Genomic DNA, 23717 nt, shown 5'->3' with positions numbered 1-23717 from the left:
TCCGTAGGCGGGTGCGCCGCTCCGATGGACCATGCGGAGACCTCGCTCCGCACGAGGTGAGCGACGCGGGGGACGCGCCATCGGTACGCCGTCGTGCGTTGTTGTACGCCGGTGTTGATGTCAGCGGTTGATGTCAGCCCACATGCTCGGGAGCTGCGGTTTCGTCCGTGAATCCGTGCGCCGCGGGTCCCGTTGCCCGCTGAGCGAGCCACCCTGACACCCTCGGTCCACCGTTCACGGCGACCCCCTGCTGAACCGTCCGAACATGCCGGAAACCGTGGCGCAGGTAGTACGTCTGCAAGCCGGTGTTCGTCGTCCAGGCGTCCAGTCGGAGCCACTCGGCACCCGCCCGATAGCCACGGTCCCCAGCCCAGTCGAGCAACCGGCCGCCAAGGTCCTGACCGGCATGCGTCCGCGCCACGGTCAGCTTGTTGATGAACAGAGAGGGGGCCCGTAGCTCGTCTGCGGTCCACAGTCCCTCTTCCGCCACCGGGGTCAACGTGATCGTGGCCGCCGTGGCGTCGCCATCGCGCACCATGAATACCTCTCCCGCCTCGATGGTGGCGAGCAGCTTGTCAGCCGGGTAAGGGCGCTGCCACTGGTCTGTGCCGAGACGAGACAGCCAAGCTGCCGCCTCCTGACGGAAGGTGAGCAGCTTGGCCAGGTCGCGCGGTTGCGCTGAGCAGATTCTCACTGAGGCTCGTTCTCTTCCCGGCCGGACAGGGTGCCGATCTCGTAGTTCATTTGGTTCAGGTCTCCCCGGAAGGTGGTGACCGTGCACCGGATCGGCTGTTCCTCCGAGTAGCCGGTACGCGTCCAGAGCAGCACGGGCACTCCGGCGCCGATCTCCAAGAGGCGTGCCTCTTCGGGTGTCGGCATTCGTGCCGCGATCTCATCGAAGTAGCCCACCTGCTCGATCCCGTGCGAGGCGAGATACCGGGTGGTCCCCTCTTCGATGTCGCCCGGCTCAGCGAGCCGTGGGGACCGCTCTACAAGCCACCCCGGATACCAGGTGGCTTGAGTCGACCACGGCACGTCATCGACGTACCGGTGGCAGAACCGCAGAACCGTGGTGGACCCCGCGTCGACCTTCAGCCGCTCCGCGACATCCGCGGATGCCGGGGTCATCTCGACTCGGAACGTCTGATGCGGTCGACGGCCGGCGTTCGTCACGTCCGTGCGGTACGCGTCACCGTTCTGCGGGAAGTCCAGGTTCTCGAACCGGGACGCGTTGAGCTTGAACACCTCGTGCGACCGGACCTCGTAGCCCAACCCCTGGCTAGACGAAACGAGACCCTGGCTGACCAGGAGACTTAGCCCGTTTCGCACAGTGTTCCTCGAAGCGTCAAAGCGCTTCATCAGGTCGCTCTCAGACGGCAACCGCGCGCCAGGCGCGTACGTGCCGCTGTCGATCTCTCGGCGCAGGGCATCGGCCACCTGCCGGTACTTCGGCTGCTTGCTCATGCCCCCATCATGACTCACTCGCTCAACTTGTTGGTACATGTGGGCCCCAATCCCTTGACGACTCACTGTCCGTCGGTGCAGCATCACTACATCAGCTTGTACCAACAAGTTGAGCAAGCGGAGCAATTCCCTTGAGTTGCTTTCGCTTGCGCTGATGCATAGGGCGGGGACGCTGCAATCCCGCTAAAGGCCAGGTGGAACAGGGCTTCGGCCCGTACTGGCGAGGTGGCCCGGTGACCGCGAGCAACGGCCGGAGGGTGGGGCTTAAGGCCCCCTTGCAGCCGTCCTGTCCCTCTGACCTCCAGGAGACCTGATGCATCAACGAAGACCTTGGGCGCCGCCGGTAAGGACTGGCCGGCGGCGCCGTGCGGTAGCTCGGTCCGTTCCGGTTCGCAGCACGGTTGCTGCGCCGACTGCCTCTCTCGCCCGTCCGTTTCCGCGCGCTGCGTGAGGACGTACGGGCGAGAGCGCGGGGAGTCGGAACCGACTTCAACGGCGCGCGGCTCCCGGGTGGCACCCCGGGAGCCGCTGTTCGGGCCGTTCCTATGCGAGAGGAACACGACCCAATGGAACACATCGTCACTGTTCAGGACGCTGTTACCGCGTTCGCCGACTTCATGGAGCCGACGGCCGCGGAGCTGGACGCGATCGAGCTGGAGATGCCCGTGATCCTCGCGGACGTCGACCTGCTGGACGCGCAGATCATCACGTTGGACCGCACGCCGTCCGAGCTGGACGCCCGCCGCATCCGCCGCGCCCGCCGCCGGGCGCTCGCCGCCCGCGTGGCCCTGCTCAACCGCACGGCCGGCGCGAGCCTGCCCGGGGGTGCCGCGTGAGCGACACCGACCGGAACCTGACCGCGGCGCACGCCGAGGTGAAGGCGGAGATCGCGCGGACCGACAGCAAGACCGGGCTGCTTTTGGCGTTCGTCGGCGCGGTGCTGGCCGGCGCCTGGACGGTCGCCCGCGACCTGCCCCTGACCCTGTCGGCCGCCATCGTCGGCGGGGGCGGCCTGGCGGTGCTGGTCGCCGCGGCCGGGATGCTGCTGCGCTCGGTGCGCCCGAACCTGGGAGGCCGGCACGGTTTCCCGCTGTGGGCCACCCTCACCCCCGACGAGATCACCACCAACCTCAACGACGGGGATCTCGCGGCAGACGTTGCCGGCCTGTCGCGGCTGGCCGTCGCCAAGTTCACCTGCCTGCGCCGCGCGGTCGACCTCACCTACACCGGCGGGGCCCTGCTCATCCTCGCCGTCCTGCTCACCGCGGGGGGTGCGCTGTGAGGGAGCAGGAGAAGCCGCGGGAGTTCACCGCGCAGATGTCCGTGCGGGACGGCCGCTGGTGCCTGTACGTCGTGCTGCTCGGCACGACGGAGCCGTGGCCCGAGTTCGCGTTCAGCCGGCGCCGGCCGGTGCCGACGCTCACGGAGCGTTCACGGGCGCTCAGCGTCCTCGGGTTCGAACCGGTCGCGGGCGGTGAGTGGGCGTGGTCGGAGGACAGCAAGATTCCCGACGACCCCGCCACTGCGGTCATTCTGATTGCTGCGATCCGGGTGCGTTCACGGGCGGAGGTGGCCGCGTGAACGCCGCTCATATCCGTTCAGCCGAGCGCGCCCTGTCCGTCGGCACGTGGCTCATCGTGGCCGGGGCGGTGCTCTACTCGGTGCTCACCGTGACGCCGCTCGCGGCCGCTCACACCCCGGCGAAGTGGTCGTGGACCGCGCCGATTCTCCCGCTGGTCGTGGACGCGGCGGTCGTCATCGTGGTCCGCCTGGACGCCGTTCTCGCCCGGCTGGGCGGCCACGGCGGCCGGTGGCCCGTCGTGCTGCGGTGGATGACCGGCTGTATGACCCTCGCCCTGAACGTCGCTGACTCCGCGCTGAAGAACGACCTGGTAGGCGTGGCTGTCCATGCCGTGGCGCCGCTCCTGCTGATCGTGACGGCAGAGACCGGGCTCGCCTACCGGCGTGCCATCGCCGCGGCGGTGAACGCGCTGGAGGAGAAGCAGCGGGCCGAGCGAGAGCAGCGCGAGCGCGCTGTGGCTGAGCGGCGTGAGGACGCCGCGCGGCGGGCGCGGGAGGAGCGCGAGCACGCCGCCGCTTTGGCCCGTGAACAGCGTGAGCATGAAGCCCGCATGGCCCGTGAACAGGCCGAGCGGGAAGACCGCGCACGCCGTGAGGAACGCGAACGTGAGCAGGCGCGCGAGCGCGCGGAGCAGGAGGAGCGTGAACGCCGCGAGCGCGAGCGTGAACAGCTCCAGCGCGAGCGTGAACGCCGTGAGCGGGAGGCCGCCGAACGCGTCGCGCGGGAGCAGCGGCAGCGGGAGGAGCGGGCCGCGCGTGAACGCGCCGCTCTGCTGTCCGCCGGCCCCGCCACGGAGAAGCTGACCGAGGACCGGGCCCGGGCCGTCGTGCACGCCGCCTACGTCGAGGGTCTGCCGGTGCGGGCTGCGGCGGAGCTGTGCGGCTGGTCGGTGGGCTGGGTCAACGCCCGCTACGCCGAACACCGCTCCCCGGCCACCGGTGGGGCTGAACTGACCGTCGTAGGCCGCTGATGGCCGCGATACCCGTCTATCCCTGGCGGCTCGCCCCGGACGGCCTGGCCACCCTGCGCCAACTGCGCGCGCCGGCGACGCGGCCCGCTCGTCGCGCACCTCTACCGGGTCGACCTGGCCAAGCCGGTCCGGCCCATGACGGACGCGAAGCGGGCGGCGCTGGCAAAGGCCAACGCCGCCCGCCGCGTCTGCCCTGCCTGCCGGCGCGATGCGGGCTACGTGATCCCCGCCTCGCTCGGCATGTGCGTGACCTGTGCCTTCCCCGACACCTCTACCTGTTCGCTCGATGACACCCCGAGGAGGGGCTGACGTGGGTAAGCCCGACACCCGCCGTCTGGACCGCGCCATTCAGGAGACCAACCGCAAGCTGGACGCCGTGCGCGAGCGGGAGATGTGGCCGCTCGACGGCCGCGAGCGGCGCGCGATCCTCGCGGCCATGGCCGGCGGCTCCTACCGCGTCGCCAGGGGCCGTAGCACCGGCCGCGCCGACCGCCGGTTGGAGACCACGTGGAACGCGGCTGAGACGCGGCTGACCGCCGAGATCACCGCGCTGGAGACCGAGCGGCAGCGGGTCGTGAACGAGGCCGCCGCCGCCAAGGCCGCCAAGAAGTCCTCCGGTTGGTGGTGAGCGTGGGCCGTACCGGTCCTGCTACCTCCCCGGACGACCCGTCCCAGCTCAGCCGTGCGAAGCGCGCCCGGCGCGCCCCCGGCCTCTCCTTCCCTTCTCTGCCCCCGTCGGGGCAGTCAGGAGACCTTCCCTCATGACCGAACTCGCAACGGAGACCATCGACGTGGGAACCATCCACCACCTCGACGACCACCGGGCCACCCGCACCACCGGGGCACCGGTCGACCTCACCAAGCCGTCCCTCGTGTCCGTCCCCACGGGTCCGGACACGCCCGCGAACGGTGAGGCCGTCGACCGGCCGGACAACCCCCTGGTGGACTGGCTCACCGTCCCGGACGCGCCCGTGCTGCCCATGTGGGCGCGCTCGCGTACGTCTGTGATCGCCCACGTCCACGCGTTCGGACGCCTCACCTGGTGGCACGCCCGCTACCACGGCTTCCGTACCCCGAAGTACCTGGTGAAGACGGTTCTGTTGGCCGCGCGCGGCTTCTACCGGGCCGCGGCCGGTCTGTGGCCGACGCTGGCCGCGCACGACCACACCGCGACGGTCAAGGCCCTGCGCGCGCAGGTCAAGGCCCGGCCCGAAGACGTTGACCTGGCCGTTCGGTTGCAGGTCGCGCACTACGCCCGCACCCAGACGAGGCGCTGGCGGTTCGGAGCCGCCGCCGCCGGTGTCACCGCCGCGGCCGTGGGCGTCGCGCTGGCGCCCCCGCTGCTTCAAGCGGGTATCGCTGCCGCCGTGGTCACGCCGCTGGCCTACCTGGGCCGCGGCAAGGAGACCCGTCTTCTGGACCAGGCGGCGCCGCCGCTGAAGGTGGACATGTCCGCGCAGCAGCTCAACGACGCGCTCAGGGCCGCCGGCCTCCTCAAAAGCGGCAGCGGCAAGGACGAAAAGGACCTTCCGAAGGTTCACTGCACGATGGGTCCGGTCCGGGACGGCCGCGGCTGGGCCGTGATCTTCGACCTGCCCCGCGGTGGCGGCAAGACCGCCTCCGACGTGCTCGCCAAGCGTGAAGTCATCGCGCAGGAACTCGGGGTGGATGAGATCCAGGTCATCATGTCCCGCGTCCGCGCGGCCAAGGGCGGCAACGCCGGCCGCGTCTCGATGTGGGTCGCCGACGACGACCCCTATCTCGGCACGCCGAACCCGTCCCCGCTGGAGAAGGCAGAGAAGTTCTCCATCTGGGATGCGGTGCCCTTCGGGCAGGACGCGCGCGGCAACCGCATCGACGTGCCGGTCATGTGGCAGTCGATGTTCTTCGGCGGCCTGCCCCGGCGGGGCAAGACGTTCACACAGCGGCTGCTCACCGCGGCCGGCCTGCTGGACGCCTACGTGCGCCACTACATCGCCGACGGCAAGGGCGGCGCCGACTGGATGCCCACGAAGGCCGTCGCCCACCGCCTGATCATGGGCGCGGAGGACGACGCGATCGAAGCGCTGAAGGCCATGCTGCAAGAGCTGCTGGCAGAGATGGAACGCCGGTTCGCGCTGCTGCGGGACCTGCCGACGTCGGTGTGCCCGGAAGGCAAGCTCACCCCGGACATCATGGTCAAGTACAACCTGCCGGTCATCTTCGTGACCATCGACGAGTTGCAGGAGTACTTCACCGCCATGGAGCGGGACGACCGGGAGCAGGTCATCAACGACCTGTGCCGGATCGCCCGCCGCGGTCCGGCCGCCGGGTTCATCTCCAACTTCGCCTCCCAGCGCCCCGACGCGGAGTCCGTGCCGCCGAAGCTGCGGGAGATCATCACCATCCGCTACTCCACGCAGGTCGTCGACCGCACCAGCTCCGACATGGTGCTGGGCAAGGGCAAGGCCGCGCAGGGCGCCGACGCGTCCGTGCTGTCCGAGGACCACAAGGGCGTCGGCGTGCTGGTCACCGGGCCCGCCTCCTACGTGACCGTGCGCGCCGACTACCTCGACGGGCCCACGTTCGCCGCCCTGTGCCGCAAGGGCCGCGCCCTGCGCGAAGCCGCCGGACAGCTCACCGGAGACGCCGCCGGGGACGTGACCGCCGCCGCGGACGCCGCCGGGCTGACCGTGCCCGCGATCGTCTCCGACGTGCTGGAGGTCATGCGGCACTCCCCGCGCATGTTCACCACCGACCTGCTCGCCGGTCTCGTCAACCTCGACGAGGACGTCTACGGCGACTTCAACGCCGAACGCCTCGCCTCCGAACTGGAGGCCGCCGGCGTGAAGCGGACCAGCAAGCAGGTCAAGATCAGCGGCGCGAACGGAGCCGGATACCAGCGGCGCGACATCGAAGCCGCCGTGCCCGCCGAGATCCTCCTCAGCGCCGGCAGGTAAAGGGCCCCCCTACCTCACCCCCTCCCGGCGCCCCCTCCACCCCGCCGCGAACGGCGTTCCGCGAGGGCTGCGGAGTAGAGGGGGATCTTTACCCCGGTAAGGGGGGAGGTAGAGGGCCCTGACCTGCAAGGTAAGGCCGGTAAAGGGGGCCGCCGCCCCCTCGCCGGACCACTCCATAGCCCCCTTTCAGGGGGTGCCCCTGCCTCCCCGACCGAGCACCGGAAGGGATCCCGCATGTCCCCCGAGATCACCCCCAGCACGAGCCAGCCGGACGCCCGGATGACCGACGACCAGGCCGCGGCCGAGGCACGGCGGATCATCGCCGACGCGTACCGGCCCGCACCCGAGGTGCCGACCTCGTACCGCGACACCAGCCCCCTGCCCGCCTACGGCAGCACGCCCCCGGTCCCTCAGCCGGACAACCGGATCGTCCCCGCCTGGGCCGCCGGGACCGCCGTCGCCGGGATCGGCGTCGGTGCCGCGTGCGTCGGCGTCGGGTGCGGTGTCTGGCTCGCCTGCCAGGGATTCGCTGCCGTGTCCCTGGCAAGCGTCCTGTTCGTCACCCTGCCCATCGCCGCCGTGGCCGCCATCGTGGCGGCCGTCGGGTCGGCCGTGCGGTCCCTCAAGGCCGCCCACACCGAGCACCACCACCACTACGCCGGACCGGTCCGGCAGGAGAACACCACCACCCACACCCGCGGACTGGTCGCCCGCACCACCAACCACTAGCTACGCCAAGGGCGGCCCCCTCGTCTCGCCAAAGTCGCGGGGCCGCCCTTGCCCAACCAGTCCTCAACAGACCTGTTGGAGGTCTCCAGCATGACCCATGACGACCGTTTAGCGCTGCTGTCCGCAGCGCTGGACGCCGCCGCCCGCGGCTGGCACGTCTTCCCCCTGCGGCCCGGCAGCAAGGTCCCCGCCCTGCACGGCGAGAAGACCTGTCCCGGTACCGGGCCGTGCGCCGGTGGGCACGTGAAGTGGGAGCAGCGCGCCACCATCGACCCGGCTCGCATCCGCGCCGCGTGGTCGCGGGCGCCGTTCAACGTCGGCATTGCCACCGGCCCTTCCGGGCTGGTGGTCGTCGACCTGGATACGCCAGAGCACAAGGGCAGTTCGGACGCGCCTGACGGCGCGGCGACCTTCGGGGCGCTCTGCGAGCGCGCCGGGCACGCCGTCCCCACGACCTACCGCACCCGGACCCCGAGCGGCGGACAGCACCTGTACTTCACCGCCCCGTCCGGCGTCCGGCTGGCCAACACCGCGGGGACGGTTGCCGATTCGGTCGACACCCGCGCGTGGGGTGGCTACGTCGTCGCCGCCGGCAGCCTCACGCCCACCGGACCGTACGAGGCTCTGTGCGGCCCTGAGACGGCCGCACTGCCCGCCTGGCTGCAAGCCATCCTGCAACCGGCCCCTAAGCCCTCTCAGGCACCCTCGACGGCCATCACGGGGCAATCCCGCCGATACGCGGACGTAGCGCTCGCCAACGAGGTGAGGAACGTGGCTGCGGCTCAAGTCGGCGAGCGGGAAGCGAAGTTGTTTCGCGCGGCGCGCGCTCTTGGGCGGTTCGTCGCGTGGGGCGACCTCCCCCGGTCGGTGGTCGAGCAGGCTCTTCAGGGAGGGGGCGAGGCGGCCGGACTGTCCGCGTCCGAGTGCCGCTCCACCCTCCGCAGCGCCCTGGACTGGTCCATCGCCCACAACCAGGCAAGGCGGGATGCGGCATGAGCACCCCTCCCCGCCCCCGCCTGAAGAGCATCACCACCACCCCGGACGGCCCGCGCGCCGCTCAACCGGCCACGTCCCCGGCGGCTGTGGGCGAGCCGAAGGGCGCCGCCCGTAAGGGCGTCCGAACTGCTCTTCGTTCTGGCCGGTACCGGACCGACGAGGCACGCCACGGCACGCAAGATCCGACGCCGGATCAGCCCGGTATCCGCATCTACGCCCCACCGGTCTACCGCGATCACTGGGACGGCGCCCGCTGGTCCAAGCGCCACGGTGACACCCCCACCGCCGCCTACGCCTGTGCCTGCGGGCAGACCGGCACCGCCACCGGCCCCCGCGCCGTGGCCGCGCTGGTCTCCGAGTACGCCGCCCACAAGTCCGCCTGCGCGGGAGCTCCCACGACCACCCGAGAAAGGAGGGCCGCCGCATGAACGCCATCGACGGGGCCGCGCTGCTCAACGAGGTGGAAGCCTTCCACCGCCGCTTCAACGTCTTCCCGCACGAGGCCGCCTACGTCGCCGTGGCGCTGTGGGACGCGCACGCCCACCTGCTCGACTGCTTCGACTCCACGCCGCGGATCGCCTTCCTGTCCCCGGAGCCGGGGTCGGGCAAGTCGCGGGCGCTGGAGGTCGTGGAAACCCTCGTTCCGCAGCCCATGACGGCCGTGAACGCGTCCGCCGCGGCCCTGTTCCGGTCCGTGTCCAACCCCAACGGTCGGCCCACGATCCTGTTCGACGAGATCGACACGATCTTTGGTCCCAAGGCGGGGGACAACGAGGAGCTGCGCGGGTTCCTCAACGCCGGCCACCGCCGTACCGGCGTGACGTACCGGTGTATCGGCGACGGCGGCAACCAGACCGTGCAAGCCTTCCCCTCGTACTGTGCGGTCGCGGTCGCCGGACTCGGAGCCTTGCCGGACACGATCATGACTCGCTCGGTCGTGATCCGGATGCGGCGCCGGGCCCGCAATGAACGCGTGGAAGCCTTCCGTGCCCGCCTCCACGAAGCAGAGGGCCACAAGCTCCGTGACCGACTCGCGCAGTGGACGGAGCAGGCGCGCGACTCGGTCATGGGGGCGTGGCCCGAGATGCCCGACGGCGTGACCGACCGGCCGGCGGACGTCTGGGAACCCCTGCTCGCCATCGCCGACGCGGCCGGCGGCGCCTGGCCCACCAGGGCCCGCGAAGCCTGCGTGACCCTGGTGACCGCGTCCAAGGCCAACGACAAAGGCAGTCTGGGGGTCCGGCTGCTGACCGACCTGCGTGATCACGTCATGGTCGGTATCGACCGCCTGCCCACGGTCGCCATCCTGGATCGGCTCAACGCCCTGGACGATGCCCCGTGGGCGGACCTGCACGGCAAGCCGCTCGACAACCGGCGCCTGTCCAAGATGCTCGCGGAGTACATGACGGCGGACAACGAGCCGATCGCGTCCCGCAACATCAAGGCCGCCGGGAGCGTCCTGAAGGGCTACTACACCGCCGATCTGTGGGACGCGTGGGCCCGCTACTGCCCCCCACCCCCGGAAAGTCCGCTACCTCCGCTACCCGGCACCGAAAACGCGGCCTGACCAGCCCTAACGCGGTAGCGGCAACCGGCCCCGGTTGCCGCTACCCATCCGCTACCGCTACCCCTTCCCGCTACCTCCAACAGGCCCCTGACCTGCACGGTAGCGGCGGTAGCGGAAGTAGCGGACTTCCCGGAAGGGGGCCGCGGGCCCCGCCTGCCTACGGAGGTTCGACGTGCTCACCGCCGTACCCACGACGCCTGAAGCCTTGACCGTTCCGGAGGTCATGGAGGCTCTGCGGATCAGCCGCTTCAAGGTCTACGACCTGATCCGCTCCAACGAACTCCCCAGCATCAAGATCGGACGGGCCCGCCGCGTCCCGGTCGACAGCGTTCGCGCGTACCTGCGCGACCGATTGGAGGAAGCTGCCTGATGGCCAAGCGACGCGCCAACGGCGAAGGAACGATCACCAAGCGCTCCGACGGGCGCTACCAAGCCGCCGCCTACGTCTACCGGCCGGACGGGACGCGAACGCGGAAGTTCGCCTACGGCAAGACCCGCGAGGAAGTGGCCGACAAGCTCACTGAGTTGCAGGAAAAGACTCGCCAGGGCATCCCGGCCGCGTCCTCAACGATGGTGTTCGGCGACTACCTGACCTACTGGCTCGCCACCATCGCCCCGGAACGGCTCAAGCCGGCCACGCTCAACAGCTACGAGGGGTTGACCCGGCTCTACATTCGACCGGCGCTCGGCAAAAAGCGGCTCAACCGGCTCTCCCCGGCAGACGTGCGCCGATTCCTGACGGAGTTCAAGGGCGCTTGCCTCTGCTGCTTGCGCGGCGCCGACCATGAGCGTCCGGAGGGAAAGCGCGGATGCTGCGCTGTGGGCAAGTGCTGCAAGCGACTCCCGTCCGCTCGAACCGTCCAGTACGTACACGCCGTGCTGCGGTCGGCCCTACAGCAAGCGATGCGCGAGGAACTGATCGCTCGGAACGTCGCGCGCATCGTCGAGACCCCGACCGTCACGCCCAAGGAGGTGCGTCCCCTGGACGGCGCCGAAGCGCGAATCCTGCTCAAGACCGCCCGCGTCCACCGGCTGTACGCCTTGTGGCTGCTGCTCGTGTCGACCGGGCTACGGCGCGGGGAAGCGCTCGCCCTCACCTGGTCGGATGTCGACCTCACTAACCGACAGCTCCGGGTGCGTCGGAACGTGCAGCGCATCCGGCGGGAAGTCCTCTTCGGGACGCCGAAGACCACACGGTCAATCCGTACGGTGTCCCTGCCACAGCACCTCGTACGAGCCCTCACCCACCACCGCGAGCAGCAAGAGCGCGAACGCAAGATCGCGGGTAAGAAGTGGCAGTCAGCGCCGGGCCAGCCTGAGGGACTGATCTTCACCACGCAGACAGGACGGGTCATCGACCCTCGCAGTCTCAACAGGATGCTGACGATCCTGTGCAGGGACGCGAACGTGCGGCGCGTCAGGGTTCACGACCTACGGCACACCTGCGCCTCCCTCCTGCTCTCACGAGGGGTGGACGCTCGCACGATCATGGAGACGCTCGGCCACAGCACCATCACGATGACGCTCGACACCTACGCGCACGTGATGGACACGACGCTGCGGGCGGCTGCGGAGCGCATGGATGACGCGCTGAATCTCGATGATCCCGACGAGGGACCGGAGGGGGAGGCGTCGGGCGACTGAGCGCGGCTTTCCGGCCGCACTGATGTCACCCGCTGATGTCAAAGGCCCCGTCCGGAGAACCGGCGGGGCCTTTGACCTGTGTGCACTCGGCAGGATTCGAACCTGCAACCTTCTGATCCGTAGTCAGATGCTCTATCCGTTAAGCTACGAGTGCTCGTTCTGTTTTTCGTCTTCGCTTCGGTCCCTTCCGGGCCTCTCGCGGCGACAGGAAGAACATTACATGACTGCCGCCGCCATGTGAAATCCATTCCCCCCACCCCTTGTGACCTGTGGAAACAAGGTTGAGAGCGGGTCGGAGCCGGTAACGCCGAAGCCCCGGTCGGGAGAGACCGGGGCTTCGGTGATCATGCGCGGAGGCGGAGGGATTTGAACCCTCGATGGGCTTTAAGGCCCAAACCGCATTAGCAGTGCGGCGCCATAGACCGGACTAGGCGACGCCTCCAGCACTACCGCTCACGCGAGCGCGCGAGTGGTGCGTGCAGATGATGACACAGCCGAGTGGGGTGTCACCAATCGCCCCCTACGGTACTAGGCCGGTGGGGCCCAGGGCAAAGCCGTTCTCCCGGCGGCACCCCGGTCGGCGGCCGGGGTGCCGGACGGGGCGCAACGTCCCGGGGCGCGAGGCGTTAGTCCAGGCATGACGCAGACCCGATCTTTCCCCGCGCGGCGTTCCGCGGTCGCGCGGACGCTGGCCCTCGGCGCCTCCGCCGTACTCGCCGGGCTCGCCTCGGTCTCGGCCGTACCCGCCGCCTCCGCCGCCGCGGCGCCGCCGCCCGTCCGGGCCGAGGACCGGGCCGGCGACCACCTCACCGTCACCGTGCGGCACGCGGGCGTGGGGCGCGACGGGACGTACAGGCTGTTCTGCCACCCGGCCGGGGGCAGTCACCCGGAGGCCCGGCGGGCCTGCGACGTGCTCGACCGGAACACGCGCTGGGGGCAGGAGCCCTTCGCACCGGTGCCCGACGGCAGCATGTGCACCATGCAGTACGGCGGGCCGGCCACCGCCCGCATCACCGGGACCTGGGCCGGGCGCCGTGTCGATGCGACCTACGACCGCGGCGACGGCTGCCGGATCGACCGCTGGAACCGGCTCGTGCCGCTGCTGCCCGACCTCAGCGCCCCGAGGCCGACGGCGGTGTCCGGCGCCGGCGTGTAAGAGGGGACGGAGGCGGAGTCCCGCCACCGGCGCGTGGGCGGGGACTGCGAAGGATCTCCCGCCGGTTGGCCAGGAAGGATCTCCCGCCGGTCGGCCAGGAACGGGTGCGGCGCCCCGTATCGGCCGGTGGACGGTGGACGGGCGCGACGTCCCGTGCCGGCGCGGCGGCCGGGGCGGGCGCGTACTGGCGCGTAGGCCTCTACCGCGGGTGTCGTGGGCCGGGAGTGCGTAAAGGTCTCGCGAAGGTCGTGCGAAGCGGATCGACCGATCACAGGTTCGACGTCAACTCCGCGTGCGACCTCCCTCTCATCCGCGTCGCGGCAGCAACCGCTGCGCATAGACTCCCCGGCGTGACACGCCGCGGGACGGTTGGCAAGATGGCCTCCGCGGTCGGCAAGGTGCGGTGACAGGGAGGAAGCGTCTCGTGAGCAGCAGGCCATCCCGAGGCGCTGCTCGCCTCGCTGCCATACTCGACGCGCTGCCCGATGCCCTGGTGCTGGTCAACGCCAACGGCACCGTCGTCAACGCCAACACCATCGCGCTGGAGGCGTTCGAGACGCCGGGGACCGCCCTCGTCGGGCGGGGACTGCTCGATCTGCTGCCGGAGTTCGACTCCAAGCTGATCCCCGGTTCCATGCGGCGGCCCGACCACACCGACCCGCGCGGGCGGACCAGGCCGACCCGGATGACGGCGCGGCGCACCGACGGCTCGGAATTCCCGGTCGAGGTCACGAGCGCGAATCTGGAGAACAGCCAGCAGGCCTACGACGGCAACGGCTACAGCGGCGACGAGCTGCTGATGCTGGTCGTCCGCGATCTGTCCGGCACCGTCGACACCGAGGCCGAACTGGCCCGTTCGCAACGGCAGACCGAGATGATCCTGCGGGCCGCCGCCGAGGGTGTCGTGGGCACCGACACCGACGGGCGGATCGTGCTCGTCAACCCCGCCGCCGCCCAGATACTCGGCTACCGGGCCGGTGAACTCGGCGGCCGCGAGCTGCACACCCTCGTCCTGCACTCCCGCGCCGACGGCTCCCCCTTCCCTTACGGGGAGTCCCCGCTCGCCGACACCCTGCGCTCCGGGCGCAAGCACCGGGTGCGCGGGCAGGTGCTGTGGTCCAAGGCCGGCGACAAGGTCTCGGTCGATCTGACCACCGCGCCGGTGCGCGACGGCGACCAGCTCGTCGGCGCCGTCATGACCTTCACCGACCGGCGCCCCTACGACGCGCTCGCCGACGAGAAGGCCGCCGACGAGCAGCGCCACGAGGAGCGGCTCGACGAGCTCGTCGAGGAGCACGCCTCCGAGCTCACCGCCCTGCGCCAGAAGCACGTCGCAGAGATCGAGGAGCTCACCGAGCGGCACGAGGAGCAACTCGCCGCGAACGAGGAGCGCTACGCCGCCCTCGGCGAGCGGGAGAAGGACCGCTACGAGGCGCTGGCCGCGCGCCACGAGCAGTTGCTGACCCTCCTCGGCGGCTCCCTGCGCGGCCCCCTGGACGAACTGCGCCGTGAGTTGGCCGCCCTCGCCGCCGACGACGCCGGGCAGCTCTGGCCCGAGGCCAACCAGGTGCTGCACCACCTGTCGGCCGGGTACGCCCGGATCACGACGCTGATCGACAACGTCCTCGGCTACCAGCGTCTCGACGCCGGCAGCGAGGAGATCGTGCGGACGAACGTGATGCTGGACGCGGTCGTCGCCGCCGGTGTCGACGGCGCCGTCGAGCTGATCGGCCCCGGGCGGGTGCAGTTCGCCGTGCACGCGCCGCCCATCGAGGCCGAGGTCGACCCGCGGCGTCTGGCCACCGCGCTCGCGCACCTCGTCGCGGACGTCGCCGGCGTGGACGCCACCGGGAACTCGCCCGTCTCGGCGGGCGGTTACATGGACAACACCGTCGTGGTGGCGGCGGCGCAGCGCGGTGAGGTCGTCCGGATCGAGGTGCGCGGGCCGTACGCCGGGGGAGACCCGGTGCACGAGCCGATCGTGCGCGGGATCGTCCGGGCGCACGGCGGTGTCCTCCAGACCCACGAAGTGCCGGGCATGAGCGGCAGCGCCTACGTCCTGGAGGTGCCCCTCGGCGGCGGGGCCGGCGTCGTCCCGGCACCGGCCCCGGCACCGGTTCACGCCCTGGAGCCGGCCGCGGTTCCGGCGGAGCCCGCCCCGGCGGAGCCCGCCGTGCCCGAGCAGCCTGCGGGCGGCGGGCGGCGGAGGGCCCGGCGGTCCTCGACGGACGCGTTCCTCGACAGCGACGGCGACGCGGAGACCAACACCGGGGCCCCGGCGGCTCCGACCGGTCGGCGCAGGCGTCGGGCGGCCGAGCCGCCCCAGGAGACCGAGCAGGTTCCGGCCCAGGCCGCGGACGGCTCCGGCGGTACGGGACGGCGGCGCGGACGGTCCGCCGACGGTGCGGCGGGCGTGTCCGAGGGTGCCGTGGTCATGGCCGGAGAGCACGCGGCGGGAACGGCCGCCTCCGGTACGGGACTCGGCGGTACGGTGCCGCCGCAGGGCGTGCCCGCGCCCGCCGCGTCCACCGGGCAGCGGCAGACGAGGCAGCCCGAGGCACTGCCGGCGGCGCTGCCCGCGGCCGGCGATGCCCAGTCCGAGGCCGCACAGGCTGAGGCGGCGGACGGCGAGGGCGCGGCGGCTGCGGCCCAGCAGCCGACCGGGCGCCGTCGGCGGGCCCTGGCCGCGGCGACCGAGCGTGCGGCCGCGCAGGAGGCGGCCCCCCGTCCGGTGTTCGCCCTGCCGCCCGCGGCGGCGGACCGGCCCGCCGCAGGCCCGGAGGCGGCGCAGGGCGCTGTTGCCATGGCTCCCCTGGGGAGCGACGGGCAGCACGACGCCGTGTCCCACGACCAGGCCGACGACCACACGCCGCCGCAGCCGCACCCCACGAGCGCGCCGACGGGACGGCGGCGGCGGGCCGTGGCCCAGCCGCAGGAGGGCGCGGCGGCCGACGTGGCCGGTGCGACCGGCGCGACTCCCGCGCAAGGTGCACAGGGCGTGCAAGGGGGGCCTGGTGCAGGCGGTGCCGCCGGTGCGCCCGGGGTGACCGGTGCGCCTGTCGGGGCCGTTCCCGTGCCCTTGCCGGGCGCGCCCGCGCAGGGTGCGGCGGGGGCGGGCGTTCCGGTGCAGGCCCTGCCGGGGGGCGTCCAGGCGCTCGCGCAGGCCGTTCCGCAGGTGAGTGCGGGTCAGCCTGCCGTGCCGGCGGGCGTGCCTCAGGGGGTACCGGTGCAGCCCGTACCGCAGCAGGTGACTCCCGGTCAGCCGGTCGCTCCCCAGGGGATGCCCGGCCAGCCCGCCGTACCGCAGGGTGTGCCCGGGCAGCCCGCCGTACCGCAGGGCGTCCCTGGCCAGCCCGCGGCACCGCAGGGTGTTCCTGCTCAGTCCGCCGCGCCGCAGGGGGCGCCGGGACAGCCCGTACCGCAACAGGTGGCTCCCGGCCAGCCGGTCACGCCACAAGCCCTGCCCGGCCAACCCGCCGCGATTCAGGGGCTGCCCGGTCAGCCGGTCGCTCCCCAGGGGATGCCCGGCCAGCCCGCCGTACCGCAGGGTGCGCCTGGCCAGCCCGCAGCACCGCAAGGCCTCCCCGGCCAGCCCGCCATGCCGCCGGGTGCGCCTGGGCAACTCGCGGCACCGCAAGGCGTTCCGGGCCAGCCCGTAACGCCGCAGGGCGTTCCCGGCCAGCTCGCAGCGCCGCAAGGCGTTCCCGGCCAACCCGTAACGCCGCAAGGCGTTCCCGGCCAACCCGTAGCACCGCAGAGCCTGCCTGCTCAGACGGTCGAGCCGCAGGCGGTGCCGGGGCACCCCGCTCCGCAGGGGGCCCCGGGGCAGCCCGTCGCCGCGCAAGTGACCCCCGGTCAGCCCGTCACGCCGCAAGGCATGCCCGGCCAACCCGCCGCGTCTCAGGCTCTGTCCGGTCAGCCAGCCATGCCTCAGGGCGCGCCTGTGCCTGGGCAGCCCCCCGCACCGCAGATGGCTCCCGGTCAGCCCGTCACGCCTCAGGGGCTGCCCGGACAGCCGGTCACGCCCCAGGGGCTGCCCGGACAGCCCGCCATGCCGTCGGCGGCCCCCGTGCAGCCAGGTGCGGCGCCGCAGGTTCCGGGGCAGCAGCCCGTTCCCGGGCAGGCGCTGCCCGCGCCGCACCTGCCCGGACAGGTGCCGTCGCCGGAGCACGCGGTCGCGGGCACGGTGCCCGCTCCCGCGCTCGGCATCGCCGGTCAGCCGCTCCCCGCGCAGCCTCCCCCACTCGCGGGCCTGCAGAACCCCGGGGCCCAGGCCCCGGCCCCGCAGCCCCCCGCCGCGCCCCTCCCCGGACAGCCCGTTCCCGCGCAGGGCGTCCCGGCTCAGCCGGTCCCCGCCGCGCAGCCGGTCCCCGGCGTGGCCGGCAGCCCCGTACCGCCGAACGCCACCGGTGCTCCCCTGCCCCCGGCCCAAGCCGTTCCCCAGCCGGCAGCTCCCGCTGCCCCCGGCGTCCCGGCCGGCACCGCCCTTCCGCCCGAGCAGGCGGCGGGACAGGCTGCCGTGCAGCAGCCCGGCCCCGGTGCCGCGGTTCCGCGTGCGGCCCAGCCGTTGCCCGCCGAGGCCGCCGCGCCCGTCGATCCCCACTCGACACAGGGGCGGGCGATCAGCGTGCGCACGCTGGGACAGGGCGTGCCGTTCGTCCGGCAGGCGGCACAGGCGCAGGCACCCCAGCCGCCGTCCGCCACACCGCCCCCGCAGGCGAGCAGCGGTTCCGGCCGCCGCCGCAAGCTGGGCACTCGGCCCGACGCGGCCGCCGCACCCCAGCAGGCCCAGACGACACCGGCGCCGATGCAGGCACAGCGGCCGGAGCAGACGGCCCGCCCGCACCCGTCGGCCGAGCAGCCCCCCGCGCAGCCCTCCCTGGGCGGACCCGTCGTGGCCCCCGCCACCGAGGGCGGCGGGCGGTCGTACGCCATCGGCGCCCCGGACGAGAACGCCGCCGAGGGTCCCGAGCCGCTGGACGGTCCCGGCGGTGCGGTGGAGGTCGCGGACACCCCGCGGCCGCAGCCGATGGACGACGAACTGCCCCCGGAACCCCTGGACAACCCCCGTCGGCTGCTGGTCTGGCCGGCCCCCGACGTCACCACCCAGCAGGCGCTGAGCGACCGCGGCTACCGGCCGGTCATCGTGAACTCCCGTGAGGAGGTGGACGCGCAGATCGCGGCCTTCCCCGCCGCCCTGTTCGTCGACCCGCTGACCGGGCCGATCACGCGCACGGCGCTGCAGTCGCTGCGGCAGGCGGCGGTCGCCGCCGAGGTTCCGGTGCTGGTCACGGCCGGACTCGGGCAGGCGACGCGTGAGGCGGCCTACGGCGCCGACCCGGCCGTACTGCTGAAGGCGCTCGCGCCGCGCGACAGCGAGCAGCATCCGCCGCGGGTGCTGCTGATCGAGGAGCACGCGGAGATCGCGCTGGCGCTGACGGCGACGCTGGAGCGGCGCGGGATGCAGGTGGCGCGGGCCGCGAGCGACAACGACGCGGTGACGCTCGCCGGGCAGTTCCGGCCGAACCTGGTCGTGATGGACCTGATGCAGGTGCACCGGCGCCGGGCCGGGATCCTGGACTGGCTGCGGGCGAACGGGCAGCTCAACCGCACCCCGCTGGTCGTCTACACGGCCACCGTCGACCAGGCCGACCTGCCGCGGCTGGCCTCGGGCGAGACGGTGCTGTTCCTCGCGGAGCGGTCCACCAGCGACGAGGTGCAGAGCCGGCTCGTCGATCTGCTGGCCCGCGTCGGCACCAACTGACCAGCCGCCCGGCCCACATCGCGTACGTACGACGCCGGGCGGGGAGCACTCCCGCTCCCCGCCCGGCGTCGTACGCGTACGCGCGCGTGTGCCGTCCCCTCCGCGGTCAGAGCCGGGTGACGTCCAGCTCCCCGGCCGCGTACTGCCTGCGCAGTACCTTCTTGTCGAACTTGCCCACGCTGGTCTTCGGAACGGCCCCGATGACCGTCCAGCGTTCCGGGAGCTGCCACTTGGCGATCCCGCGCTCCTCCTGGAGGAAGGCGCGCAGTGCCTCGAAGCCCGCGGTGGCGCCCTCCCCGAGGACGACGGTCGCCAGCGGGCGCTCGCCCCACTTGTCGTCGGGTACGGCGACGACGGCGGCCTCGGTGACGTCCGGGTGGGACATCAGGGCGTTCTCCAGCTCGACGGAGGAGATCCACTCGCCGCCCGACTTGATGACGTCCTTGGCCCGGTCGGTGAGGGTGAGGAAGCCGTCGGGGCTGATGGTGCCGACGTCGCCGGTCTTCAGCCAGCCGTCCTCGCTGAACTTGTCGGCCGGGCGCAGCGGTTCGGCGCCGGGGCCGTTGTAGTAGGCGCCGGCGATCCACGGTCCGCGGACCTCCAGCTCGCCCGCGGACTCGCCGTCCCAGGGGAGGCGTTCGCCGTCGGGGCCGGTCAGGCGGGCCTCGACTCCGGCGGGGAAGCGGCCCTGGGTGAGGCGGTAGCCGAACTCCTCGTCCGCGCCGATCGCGTGGGCCGGCGGGCGGGCCACCGTGCCGAGCGGGGAGGTCTCGGTCATGCCCCAGGCGTGGCAGACGCGCATGCCAAGACGGTCGAAGGCCTCCATGAGGGAGGGCGGGCAGGCCGAGCCGCCGATGGTGACCTGGGTGAGGGAGGACAGGTCGCGGGGGCGGGCGGTCAGTTCGGCGAGCAGTCCCTGCCAGATGGTGGGCACGGCGGCCGCGTGGGTCGGCTTCTCCCGCTCGATCATCTCGGCGAGGGGGCCCGGCTGGAGGAAGCGGTCGGGCATCAGCATGTGGACGCCGGACAGGAAGGTGGCGTGCGGCAGGCCCCAGGCGTTGACGTGGAACTGCGGGACCACCACGAGCGTGGTGTCCCGGTCGGTCAGGCCCATGGACTCGCTCATGTTGACCTGCATGGAGTGCAGGTAGACCGAACGGTGGCTGTAGACCACGCCCTTGGGGTCGCCCGTGGTGCCGGAGGTGTAGCACATGGCGGCGGCCTGGCGTTCGTCCAGCTCGGGCCAGTCGTAGGTGACCGGCTTGGCCGCGATCAGGTCCTCGTACTCGTGCACACGGGCGTGGGAGCCGTCGAGCGGCGTGCGGTCGCCGGGACCCGAGACGATGACGTGCTCGACCGTCTTCAGGTGCGGCAGCAGCGGACCGAGCAGCGGGATCAGGGAGCCGTTGACGATGATGACGCGGTCGGCGGCGTGGTTGACGATCCAGGCCAACTGCTCCGCAGGCAGGCGCAGGTTGAGGGTGTGAAGGACCGCGCCCATGCAGGGGATCGCGAAGTACGCCTCCACGTGCTCGGCGTTGTTCCACATGAGGGTGGCGACACGGTCGTCGGCCGCGACCCCGAGGTCCTCGCCCAGGGCGTGCGCCAGCTGGGCCGCGCGCTCGCCGATCTCTGCGAAGGTACGGCGTTGGGGCTCGCTGTCACCGGTCCAGCTGATCACCTGCGACGCCCCGTGGATCGTCGACCCGTGGGCCAGGATCCTCGAGATCAGCAGCGGTACGTCCTGCATGGTGCTCAGCACGGCGTCCTCCCGGGGCAGCGTCGCTACGCGGTGGTAGGGGATGCGCCGATTCTGCTCACATACCGCTCGGTATGTCACTAGCCAGGGACGATCGATCACACAACGTTCCCACGGGGGTCAGCGCGCGCGGCCCAGTTCCGGGTCCTCCCGCAGCTTGCCCAGCGCCCGCGACACCGCCGACTTCACCGTCCCCACGGACACTCCGAGCACCTCCGCCGTCTGCACCTCGGAGAGGTCCTCGTAATACCTGAGGACGACCATCGCCCGCTGCCGGGTGGGCAGCTTCATGATCGCCCGCCACATGGCGTCGCGCAGCGCCTGCTGCTCCGCCGGATCGGCCGCGCCGGGCGCCGTCTCCGGTTCCGGCAGCTCGTCGCAGGCGAACTCGTCGACCTTCCGCTTGCGCCACTGCGAGGTGCGGGTGTTCAGCAGCGCGCGCCGCACATAGCCGTCGAGCGCCCGGTGGTCCTCGATCCGCTCCCACGCCACGTACGTCTTGGTGAGCGCGGTCTGCAACAGGTCCTCCGCGTCGCTCGGGTTCGCGGTGAGCGACCGTGCGGCGCGCAGCAGCAGCGGCTGCCGGTCCCGCACGTACGACGCGAAGGACGGATACGCCGCGGACCCGGTCGCCGGAACGGCGGCTTTCGAGACGCTGGTGCAGACGGGTGTGGTCATGGCTCCACGCTAGGAGCGGCACCCGCTCCCGCGGATCGCCCGCAGGTCCCGCAGCCGCGTCCGCCTCAGGTTGTAGGGGTGGGGCCGGCCGCACCTCCTGTAGGTGGAGAAACGGGGCGCGTGTACTGCGGGTTCACCCCTGGGGGACGTCCTGGCCGACGCTCCGTGCGGCCGGGCCGCTCTGCCGCGGCCGCGCGGAACACGACTGCGCGGCGGTACCGAAGTACCGCCGCGCAGAGGTGTGTTACGTCCCCACGAGCACACCCGCCAGGAGGTCAGGGCCGGCAGGTCCCCAGATCACGCGCCGGCCCGCCCGCGGCTCACCACAGCCGGGTGAAGTGGACGACGACGTTCTTGTTGCCCTGCTGGATGGCCGTGAAGGCGGAGCGGTTGACCTGTGCGGTGTTGCTCTGGTTCGTGGCGCCCGAGCCGACCGCCTGCTGCTGCGTCGTGGACGAGTTGCCGCTGTTGTCGCGGCCGACCCCGCTGCCGACGACGCCCGCGACGCCTGCGTTCGATCCGTCGCCCGCGACTGCTCCCGTGTCCGCGACGGCGACGCCGGTGAAGAGCGCCGCGGCGAGGGGGATGGCCGCGGCTGCGGCGAGAACACGGGCGGTACGGATGCTTGCCATGTTGCTCCTCCAGTACGAGGTACGCGCCGGCTGCCTTGCCGGGAGTACATGAAGTACGGCTTTCACCTGGGCAGTTGGCCGACCGCCCGGGCCTTCTCACGACGTCGCGAGATCAGAGTTGCCCACTGGGACCCGGCGAACCACCCCGGAGCGCCCGATTCGCACGCAAGCGTGAGGACAAGTCGATAAACCCCTTTCGCCACCTTTCTTGCCGCCACTCGTCGCCACGGACTACAACGGGGAGGGCGCGGACCGCTACTCCCCAAGCGCCGCAAGGGCCGAGGCACCTCTCGGGAAGCCGCCCGAATTTCCCGGCCCCCCGGCGCACCGCACCCGCCCCCCTTCCCTTTTTCGAACGCACGTACGAACATAGAAGCATGGCCACCATCGACCGGCAGGCCACGACGCTGGCCCTCGCGCACGCCCTGTCAGCCGCCGAACGCGGACTGGCCGTCATCCCCCTCTCCCGGACGAAACTCCCGGCCCTGCGCTCCCCGCACCGCGACGGCCCCGACCCGACGAACCCGCCCGGTACGCCGACTCCGCCCTGCCACGGCGAGTGCGGCCGCTTCGGTCACGGGGTCCACGACGCCTCCACCGACCCGGCCCGCATCCGGCAACTGTTCGCCGCCGCGCCCTGGGCCACCGGCTACGGCATCGCCTGCGGACTGCCCCCGCACCATCTGATCGGCGTCGACCTGGACACCAAGAACGGCACGGACGCCTCGACGGCCCTGCGGGAGCTCGCCCTGCGCCATCTGTTCACCATCCCCGCCACGGTGGTCGTGCTGACACCCAGCGGCGGCCGCCATCTGTGGCTGACCGGGCCGCCCGAGGTCGCCGTCCCCAACTCGGCCGGCCGCCTGGCCCCCGGCATCGACATCCGCGGCGCCGGCGGCTACCTGGTCGGCCCCGGCTCCCGCACCGGACACGGCGTCTACGCCACCGCCCCCGGCACCGCGCACCTCGCCCCGGCCCCCTGCCCACGCGCCCTGCTGCGCCTGCTGCTTCCCCCGCCCCGGACCTCCCGCCACTCCGCACCGCCCTCGGCGGGCCGGCACGGCCAGGGCCTGGTGCGGTTCGTCCTGGACGCCCACGAGGGCCAGCGCAACACCCGCCTGTTCTGGGCCGCCTGCCGCGCCTACGAGCACGGCATGGGCCCCTCCCTCGTCGACGCCCTGGTCGACGCGGCGCTCCACACCGGCCTGCCCGAACACGAGGCCCGCGCGACCACAGCCTCCGCGGCCCGCCTGACGGGCCACCACCCGTAACCCCGCACAAGAACGGCCCCTGACCGGTTCACACCCGGTCAGGGGCCGTTCATATGCGCGGTGGGTGTGGGATTTGAACCCACGGTGACTCGCGCCACGACGGTTTTCAAGACCGGCCACCGATCGCGCCCGACTAGGCCCGTGACCTGGGCGTTTACAAACAGCGCCAGACTAGCTAGTGGCGTCCTGGCCAGAGGATGGCCAGGACGCCACTCAACTACTTGCTCCCGAAGCTTTTGATCCGTAGCTCTATGTGGACCGGTCGTGGGAGGTCATACCGGTCGGGCTACGGCCCTACAAGGACGCTGTCGGTCGGGGCCGGTTGCTGTGGGTGCTGTACTTCCGTGCTGTACGAGGACGAGCCAGTCACCCGGGCCGTCACATCGTCCAGGGTCCCTGCCCCAACCTGGGCAAGGACGTTGCGCGGATGAGGGGCGTCTTGAGCACGCTGGCCCGGAACGAAGTTCCTAGCGACTTCGCCACCTCCTCGCCCAGCGACGGGATGCGCGGCGCCTTGATGGCGGCGCTGATCCGAGACGTAGATCCCAGCGACTTCGCCACCTCCT

The 23717-nt window shown here is 72.1% G+C and carries 20 protein-coding genes, 3 tRNA genes and 1 pseudogene; 16 read left to right on the top strand and 8 right to left on the bottom strand.

The window, feature by feature from the left end; all coding sequences use genetic code 11:
• Window positions 1-133: 133 nt before the first annotated feature.
• Both ACIP4X_RS26955 and ACIP4X_RS26950 read right to left on the bottom strand, forming a co-directional pair.
• On the bottom strand, window positions 134-694 hold the full coding sequence (locus ACIP4X_RS26955) for a GNAT family N-acetyltransferase (protein WP_401351035.1): 561 nt from the start codon (window positions 692-694) through the stop codon (window positions 134-136).
• Window positions 691-1464 carry a GntR family transcriptional regulator gene (locus tag ACIP4X_RS26950; protein ID WP_401351033.1) on the bottom strand — a complete coding sequence of 258 codons (774 nt, stop codon included), beginning with the start codon at window positions 1462-1464 and terminating at the stop codon, window positions 691-693. Before ACIP4X_RS26950 ends, ACIP4X_RS26955 begins: the two co-directional genes overlap by 4 nt.
• Window positions 1465-2030: 566 nt before the next feature.
• Here ACIP4X_RS26950 and ACIP4X_RS26945 point away from each other — a divergent pair.
• From ACIP4X_RS26945 to ACIP4X_RS26885, 13 genes and pseudogenes are all read left to right on the top strand, one after another.
• Window positions 2031-2300, top strand: a complete 270-nt coding sequence (locus tag ACIP4X_RS26945) for a DUF6284 family protein (protein ID WP_401351031.1) — start codon at window positions 2031-2033, stop codon at window positions 2298-2300.
• On the top strand, window positions 2297-2746 hold the full coding sequence (locus tag ACIP4X_RS26940) for a Pycsar system effector family protein (RefSeq protein WP_401351029.1): 450 nt from the start codon (window positions 2297-2299) through the stop codon (window positions 2744-2746). The genes ACIP4X_RS26945 and ACIP4X_RS26940 overlap by 4 nt, the downstream gene beginning before the upstream one ends.
• Window positions 2743-3045, top strand: coding sequence for a DUF6303 family protein (locus tag ACIP4X_RS26935; protein ID WP_401351027.1), 303 nt, complete (start codon window positions 2743-2745; stop codon window positions 3043-3045). Before ACIP4X_RS26940 ends, ACIP4X_RS26935 begins: the two co-directional genes overlap by 4 nt.
• Window positions 3042-4016 (top strand): DUF2637 domain-containing protein, encoded by a 975-nt coding sequence (locus ACIP4X_RS26930; RefSeq protein WP_401351025.1) that lies wholly within the window; start codon window positions 3042-3044, stop codon window positions 4014-4016. Before ACIP4X_RS26935 ends, ACIP4X_RS26930 begins: the two co-directional genes overlap by 4 nt.
• Window positions 4016-4325: pseudogene (locus ACIP4X_RS26925) on the top strand (RRQRL motif-containing zinc-binding protein). The gene ACIP4X_RS26930 and the pseudogene ACIP4X_RS26925 overlap by 1 nt, the downstream one beginning before the upstream one ends.
• 1 nt (window position 4326) lies before the next feature.
• On the top strand, window positions 4327-4644 hold the full coding sequence (locus ACIP4X_RS26920) for a hypothetical protein (protein WP_401351023.1): 318 nt from the start codon (window positions 4327-4329) through the stop codon (window positions 4642-4644).
• Window positions 4645-4777: 133 nt separating this feature from the next.
• Window positions 4778-6955 (top strand): FtsK/SpoIIIE domain-containing protein, encoded by a 2178-nt coding sequence (locus tag ACIP4X_RS26915; RefSeq protein WP_401351021.1) that lies wholly within the window; start codon window positions 4778-4780, stop codon window positions 6953-6955.
• A gap of 234 nt (window positions 6956-7189) precedes the next feature.
• Window positions 7190-7684 (top strand): hypothetical protein, encoded by a 495-nt coding sequence (locus ACIP4X_RS26910; RefSeq protein ID WP_401351019.1) that lies wholly within the window; start codon window positions 7190-7192, stop codon window positions 7682-7684.
• Window positions 7685-7774: 90 nt separating this feature from the next.
• Window positions 7775-8680: a bifunctional DNA primase/polymerase gene (locus tag ACIP4X_RS26905; RefSeq protein WP_401351017.1), complete on the top strand. Its 906-nt coding sequence runs from the start codon at window positions 7775-7777 to the stop codon at window positions 8678-8680.
• Window positions 8677-9108, top strand: coding sequence for a hypothetical protein (locus ACIP4X_RS26900; protein WP_401351015.1), 432 nt, complete (start codon window positions 8677-8679; stop codon window positions 9106-9108). The genes ACIP4X_RS26905 and ACIP4X_RS26900 overlap by 4 nt, the downstream gene beginning before the upstream one ends.
• Window positions 9105-10247, top strand: coding sequence for a DUF3631 domain-containing protein (locus tag ACIP4X_RS26895; RefSeq protein WP_401351013.1), 1143 nt, complete (start codon window positions 9105-9107; stop codon window positions 10245-10247). Before ACIP4X_RS26900 ends, ACIP4X_RS26895 begins: the two co-directional genes overlap by 4 nt.
• A gap of 172 nt (window positions 10248-10419) precedes the next feature.
• Window positions 10420-10617, top strand: coding sequence for a helix-turn-helix domain-containing protein (locus ACIP4X_RS26890; protein ID WP_040251532.1), 198 nt, complete (start codon window positions 10420-10422; stop codon window positions 10615-10617).
• Entirely contained in the window at window positions 10617-11891 is a 1275-nt protein-coding gene (locus tag ACIP4X_RS26885; RefSeq protein ID WP_401351011.1) for a tyrosine-type recombinase/integrase, read from the top strand. Before ACIP4X_RS26890 ends, ACIP4X_RS26885 begins: the two co-directional genes overlap by 1 nt.
• An 81-nt stretch (window positions 11892-11972) precedes the next feature.
• Here ACIP4X_RS26885 and ACIP4X_RS26880 read toward each other — a convergent pair.
• Both ACIP4X_RS26880 and ACIP4X_RS26875 read right to left on the bottom strand, forming a co-directional pair.
• Window positions 11973-12045: transfer RNA gene (locus tag ACIP4X_RS26880), tRNA-Arg, on the bottom strand.
• A 197-nt stretch (window positions 12046-12242) separates the two neighbouring features.
• Window positions 12243-12333: transfer RNA gene (locus ACIP4X_RS26875), tRNA-Ser, on the bottom strand.
• A gap of 195 nt (window positions 12334-12528) precedes the next feature.
• On the opposite strand from ACIP4X_RS26875, the gene ACIP4X_RS26870 reads away from it, so the two are divergent.
• Both ACIP4X_RS26870 and ACIP4X_RS26865 read left to right on the top strand, forming a co-directional pair.
• On the top strand, window positions 12529-13047 hold the full coding sequence (locus tag ACIP4X_RS26870; RefSeq protein WP_401351009.1) for an SSI family serine proteinase inhibitor: 519 nt from the start codon (window positions 12529-12531) through the stop codon (window positions 13045-13047).
• A gap of 424 nt (window positions 13048-13471) precedes the next feature.
• A complete protein-coding gene (locus ACIP4X_RS26865) occupies window positions 13472-18811 on the top strand; it encodes a PAS domain-containing protein (protein ID WP_401351007.1) in 5340 nt (1779 codons plus the stop codon).
• 106 nt (window positions 18812-18917) lie between these two features.
• Here ACIP4X_RS26865 and ACIP4X_RS26860 read toward each other — a convergent pair whose 3' ends face one another.
• From ACIP4X_RS26860 to ACIP4X_RS26850, 3 genes are all read right to left on the bottom strand, one after another.
• On the bottom strand, window positions 18918-20573 hold the full coding sequence (locus ACIP4X_RS26860; protein ID WP_358732017.1) for a long-chain fatty acid--CoA ligase: 1656 nt from the start codon (window positions 20571-20573) through the stop codon (window positions 18918-18920).
• Window positions 20574-20690: 117 nt separating this feature from the next.
• Window positions 20691-21248 carry a SigE family RNA polymerase sigma factor gene (locus tag ACIP4X_RS26855; protein ID WP_358732018.1) on the bottom strand — a complete coding sequence of 186 codons (558 nt, stop codon included), beginning with the start codon at window positions 21246-21248 and terminating at the stop codon, window positions 20691-20693.
• Between the two features lie 320 nt (window positions 21249-21568).
• Window positions 21569-21880 carry a hypothetical protein gene (locus ACIP4X_RS26850; RefSeq protein WP_358732020.1) on the bottom strand — a complete coding sequence of 104 codons (312 nt, stop codon included), beginning with the start codon at window positions 21878-21880 and terminating at the stop codon, window positions 21569-21571.
• A gap of 377 nt (window positions 21881-22257) precedes the next feature.
• Between ACIP4X_RS26850 and ACIP4X_RS26845 the strand changes: the two genes are divergently transcribed.
• The gene (locus ACIP4X_RS26845) at window positions 22258-23151 is read left to right on the top strand and encodes a bifunctional DNA primase/polymerase (RefSeq protein WP_401351004.1); all 894 of its coding nucleotides are present in this window, start codon (window positions 22258-22260) and stop codon (window positions 23149-23151) included.
• Between the two features lie 61 nt (window positions 23152-23212).
• Here the strand turns inward: ACIP4X_RS26845 and ACIP4X_RS26840 are convergent.
• Window positions 23213-23291: transfer RNA gene (locus ACIP4X_RS26840), tRNA-Ser, on the bottom strand.
• Between the last annotated feature and the right edge of the window lie 426 nt (window positions 23292-23717).

It is taken from the genome of Streptomyces sp. NPDC088817 (assembly GCF_044750345.1).
In the GTDB taxonomy this organism is placed as follows: domain Bacteria; phylum Actinomycetota; class Actinomycetes; order Streptomycetales; family Streptomycetaceae; genus Streptomyces.
The sequence above is the reverse complement of the archived record's forward strand: the minus strand, read 5'-3'. Positions and strand labels throughout refer to the sequence as shown.

Excerpts from the sequence above, each read along its gene's own strand:
- ACIP4X_RS26950 (WP_401351033.1), bottom strand. The coding sequence starts at position 1,464 with ATGAGCAAGCAGCCGAAGTACCGGCAGGTGGCCGATGCCCTGCGCCGA.
- ACIP4X_RS26945 (WP_401351031.1), top strand. The coding sequence starts at position 2,031 with ATGGAACACATCGTCACTGTTCAGGACGCTGTTACCGCGTTCGCCGAC.
- ACIP4X_RS26915 (WP_401351021.1), top strand. The coding sequence starts at position 4,778 with ATGACCGAACTCGCAACGGAGACCATCGACGTGGGAACCATCCACCAC.
- ACIP4X_RS26910 (WP_401351019.1), top strand. The coding sequence starts at position 7,190 with ATGTCCCCCGAGATCACCCCCAGCACGAGCCAGCCGGACGCCCGGATG.
- ACIP4X_RS26905 (WP_401351017.1), top strand. The coding sequence starts at position 7,775 with ATGACCCATGACGACCGTTTAGCGCTGCTGTCCGCAGCGCTGGACGCC.
- ACIP4X_RS26900 (WP_401351015.1), top strand. The coding sequence starts at position 8,677 with ATGAGCACCCCTCCCCGCCCCCGCCTGAAGAGCATCACCACCACCCCG.
- ACIP4X_RS26895 (WP_401351013.1), top strand. The coding sequence starts at position 9,105 with ATGAACGCCATCGACGGGGCCGCGCTGCTCAACGAGGTGGAAGCCTTC.
- ACIP4X_RS26885 (WP_401351011.1), top strand. The coding sequence starts at position 10,617 with ATGGCCAAGCGACGCGCCAACGGCGAAGGAACGATCACCAAGCGCTCC.
- ACIP4X_RS26870 (WP_401351009.1), top strand. The coding sequence starts at position 12,529 with ATGACGCAGACCCGATCTTTCCCCGCGCGGCGTTCCGCGGTCGCGCGG.
- ACIP4X_RS26855 (WP_358732018.1), bottom strand. The coding sequence starts at position 21,248 with ATGACCACACCCGTCTGCACCAGCGTCTCGAAAGCCGCCGTTCCGGCG.
- ACIP4X_RS26850 (WP_358732020.1), bottom strand. The coding sequence starts at position 21,880 with ATGGCAAGCATCCGTACCGCCCGTGTTCTCGCCGCAGCCGCGGCCATC.
- ACIP4X_RS26845 (WP_401351004.1), top strand. The coding sequence starts at position 22,258 with ATGGCCACCATCGACCGGCAGGCCACGACGCTGGCCCTCGCGCACGCC.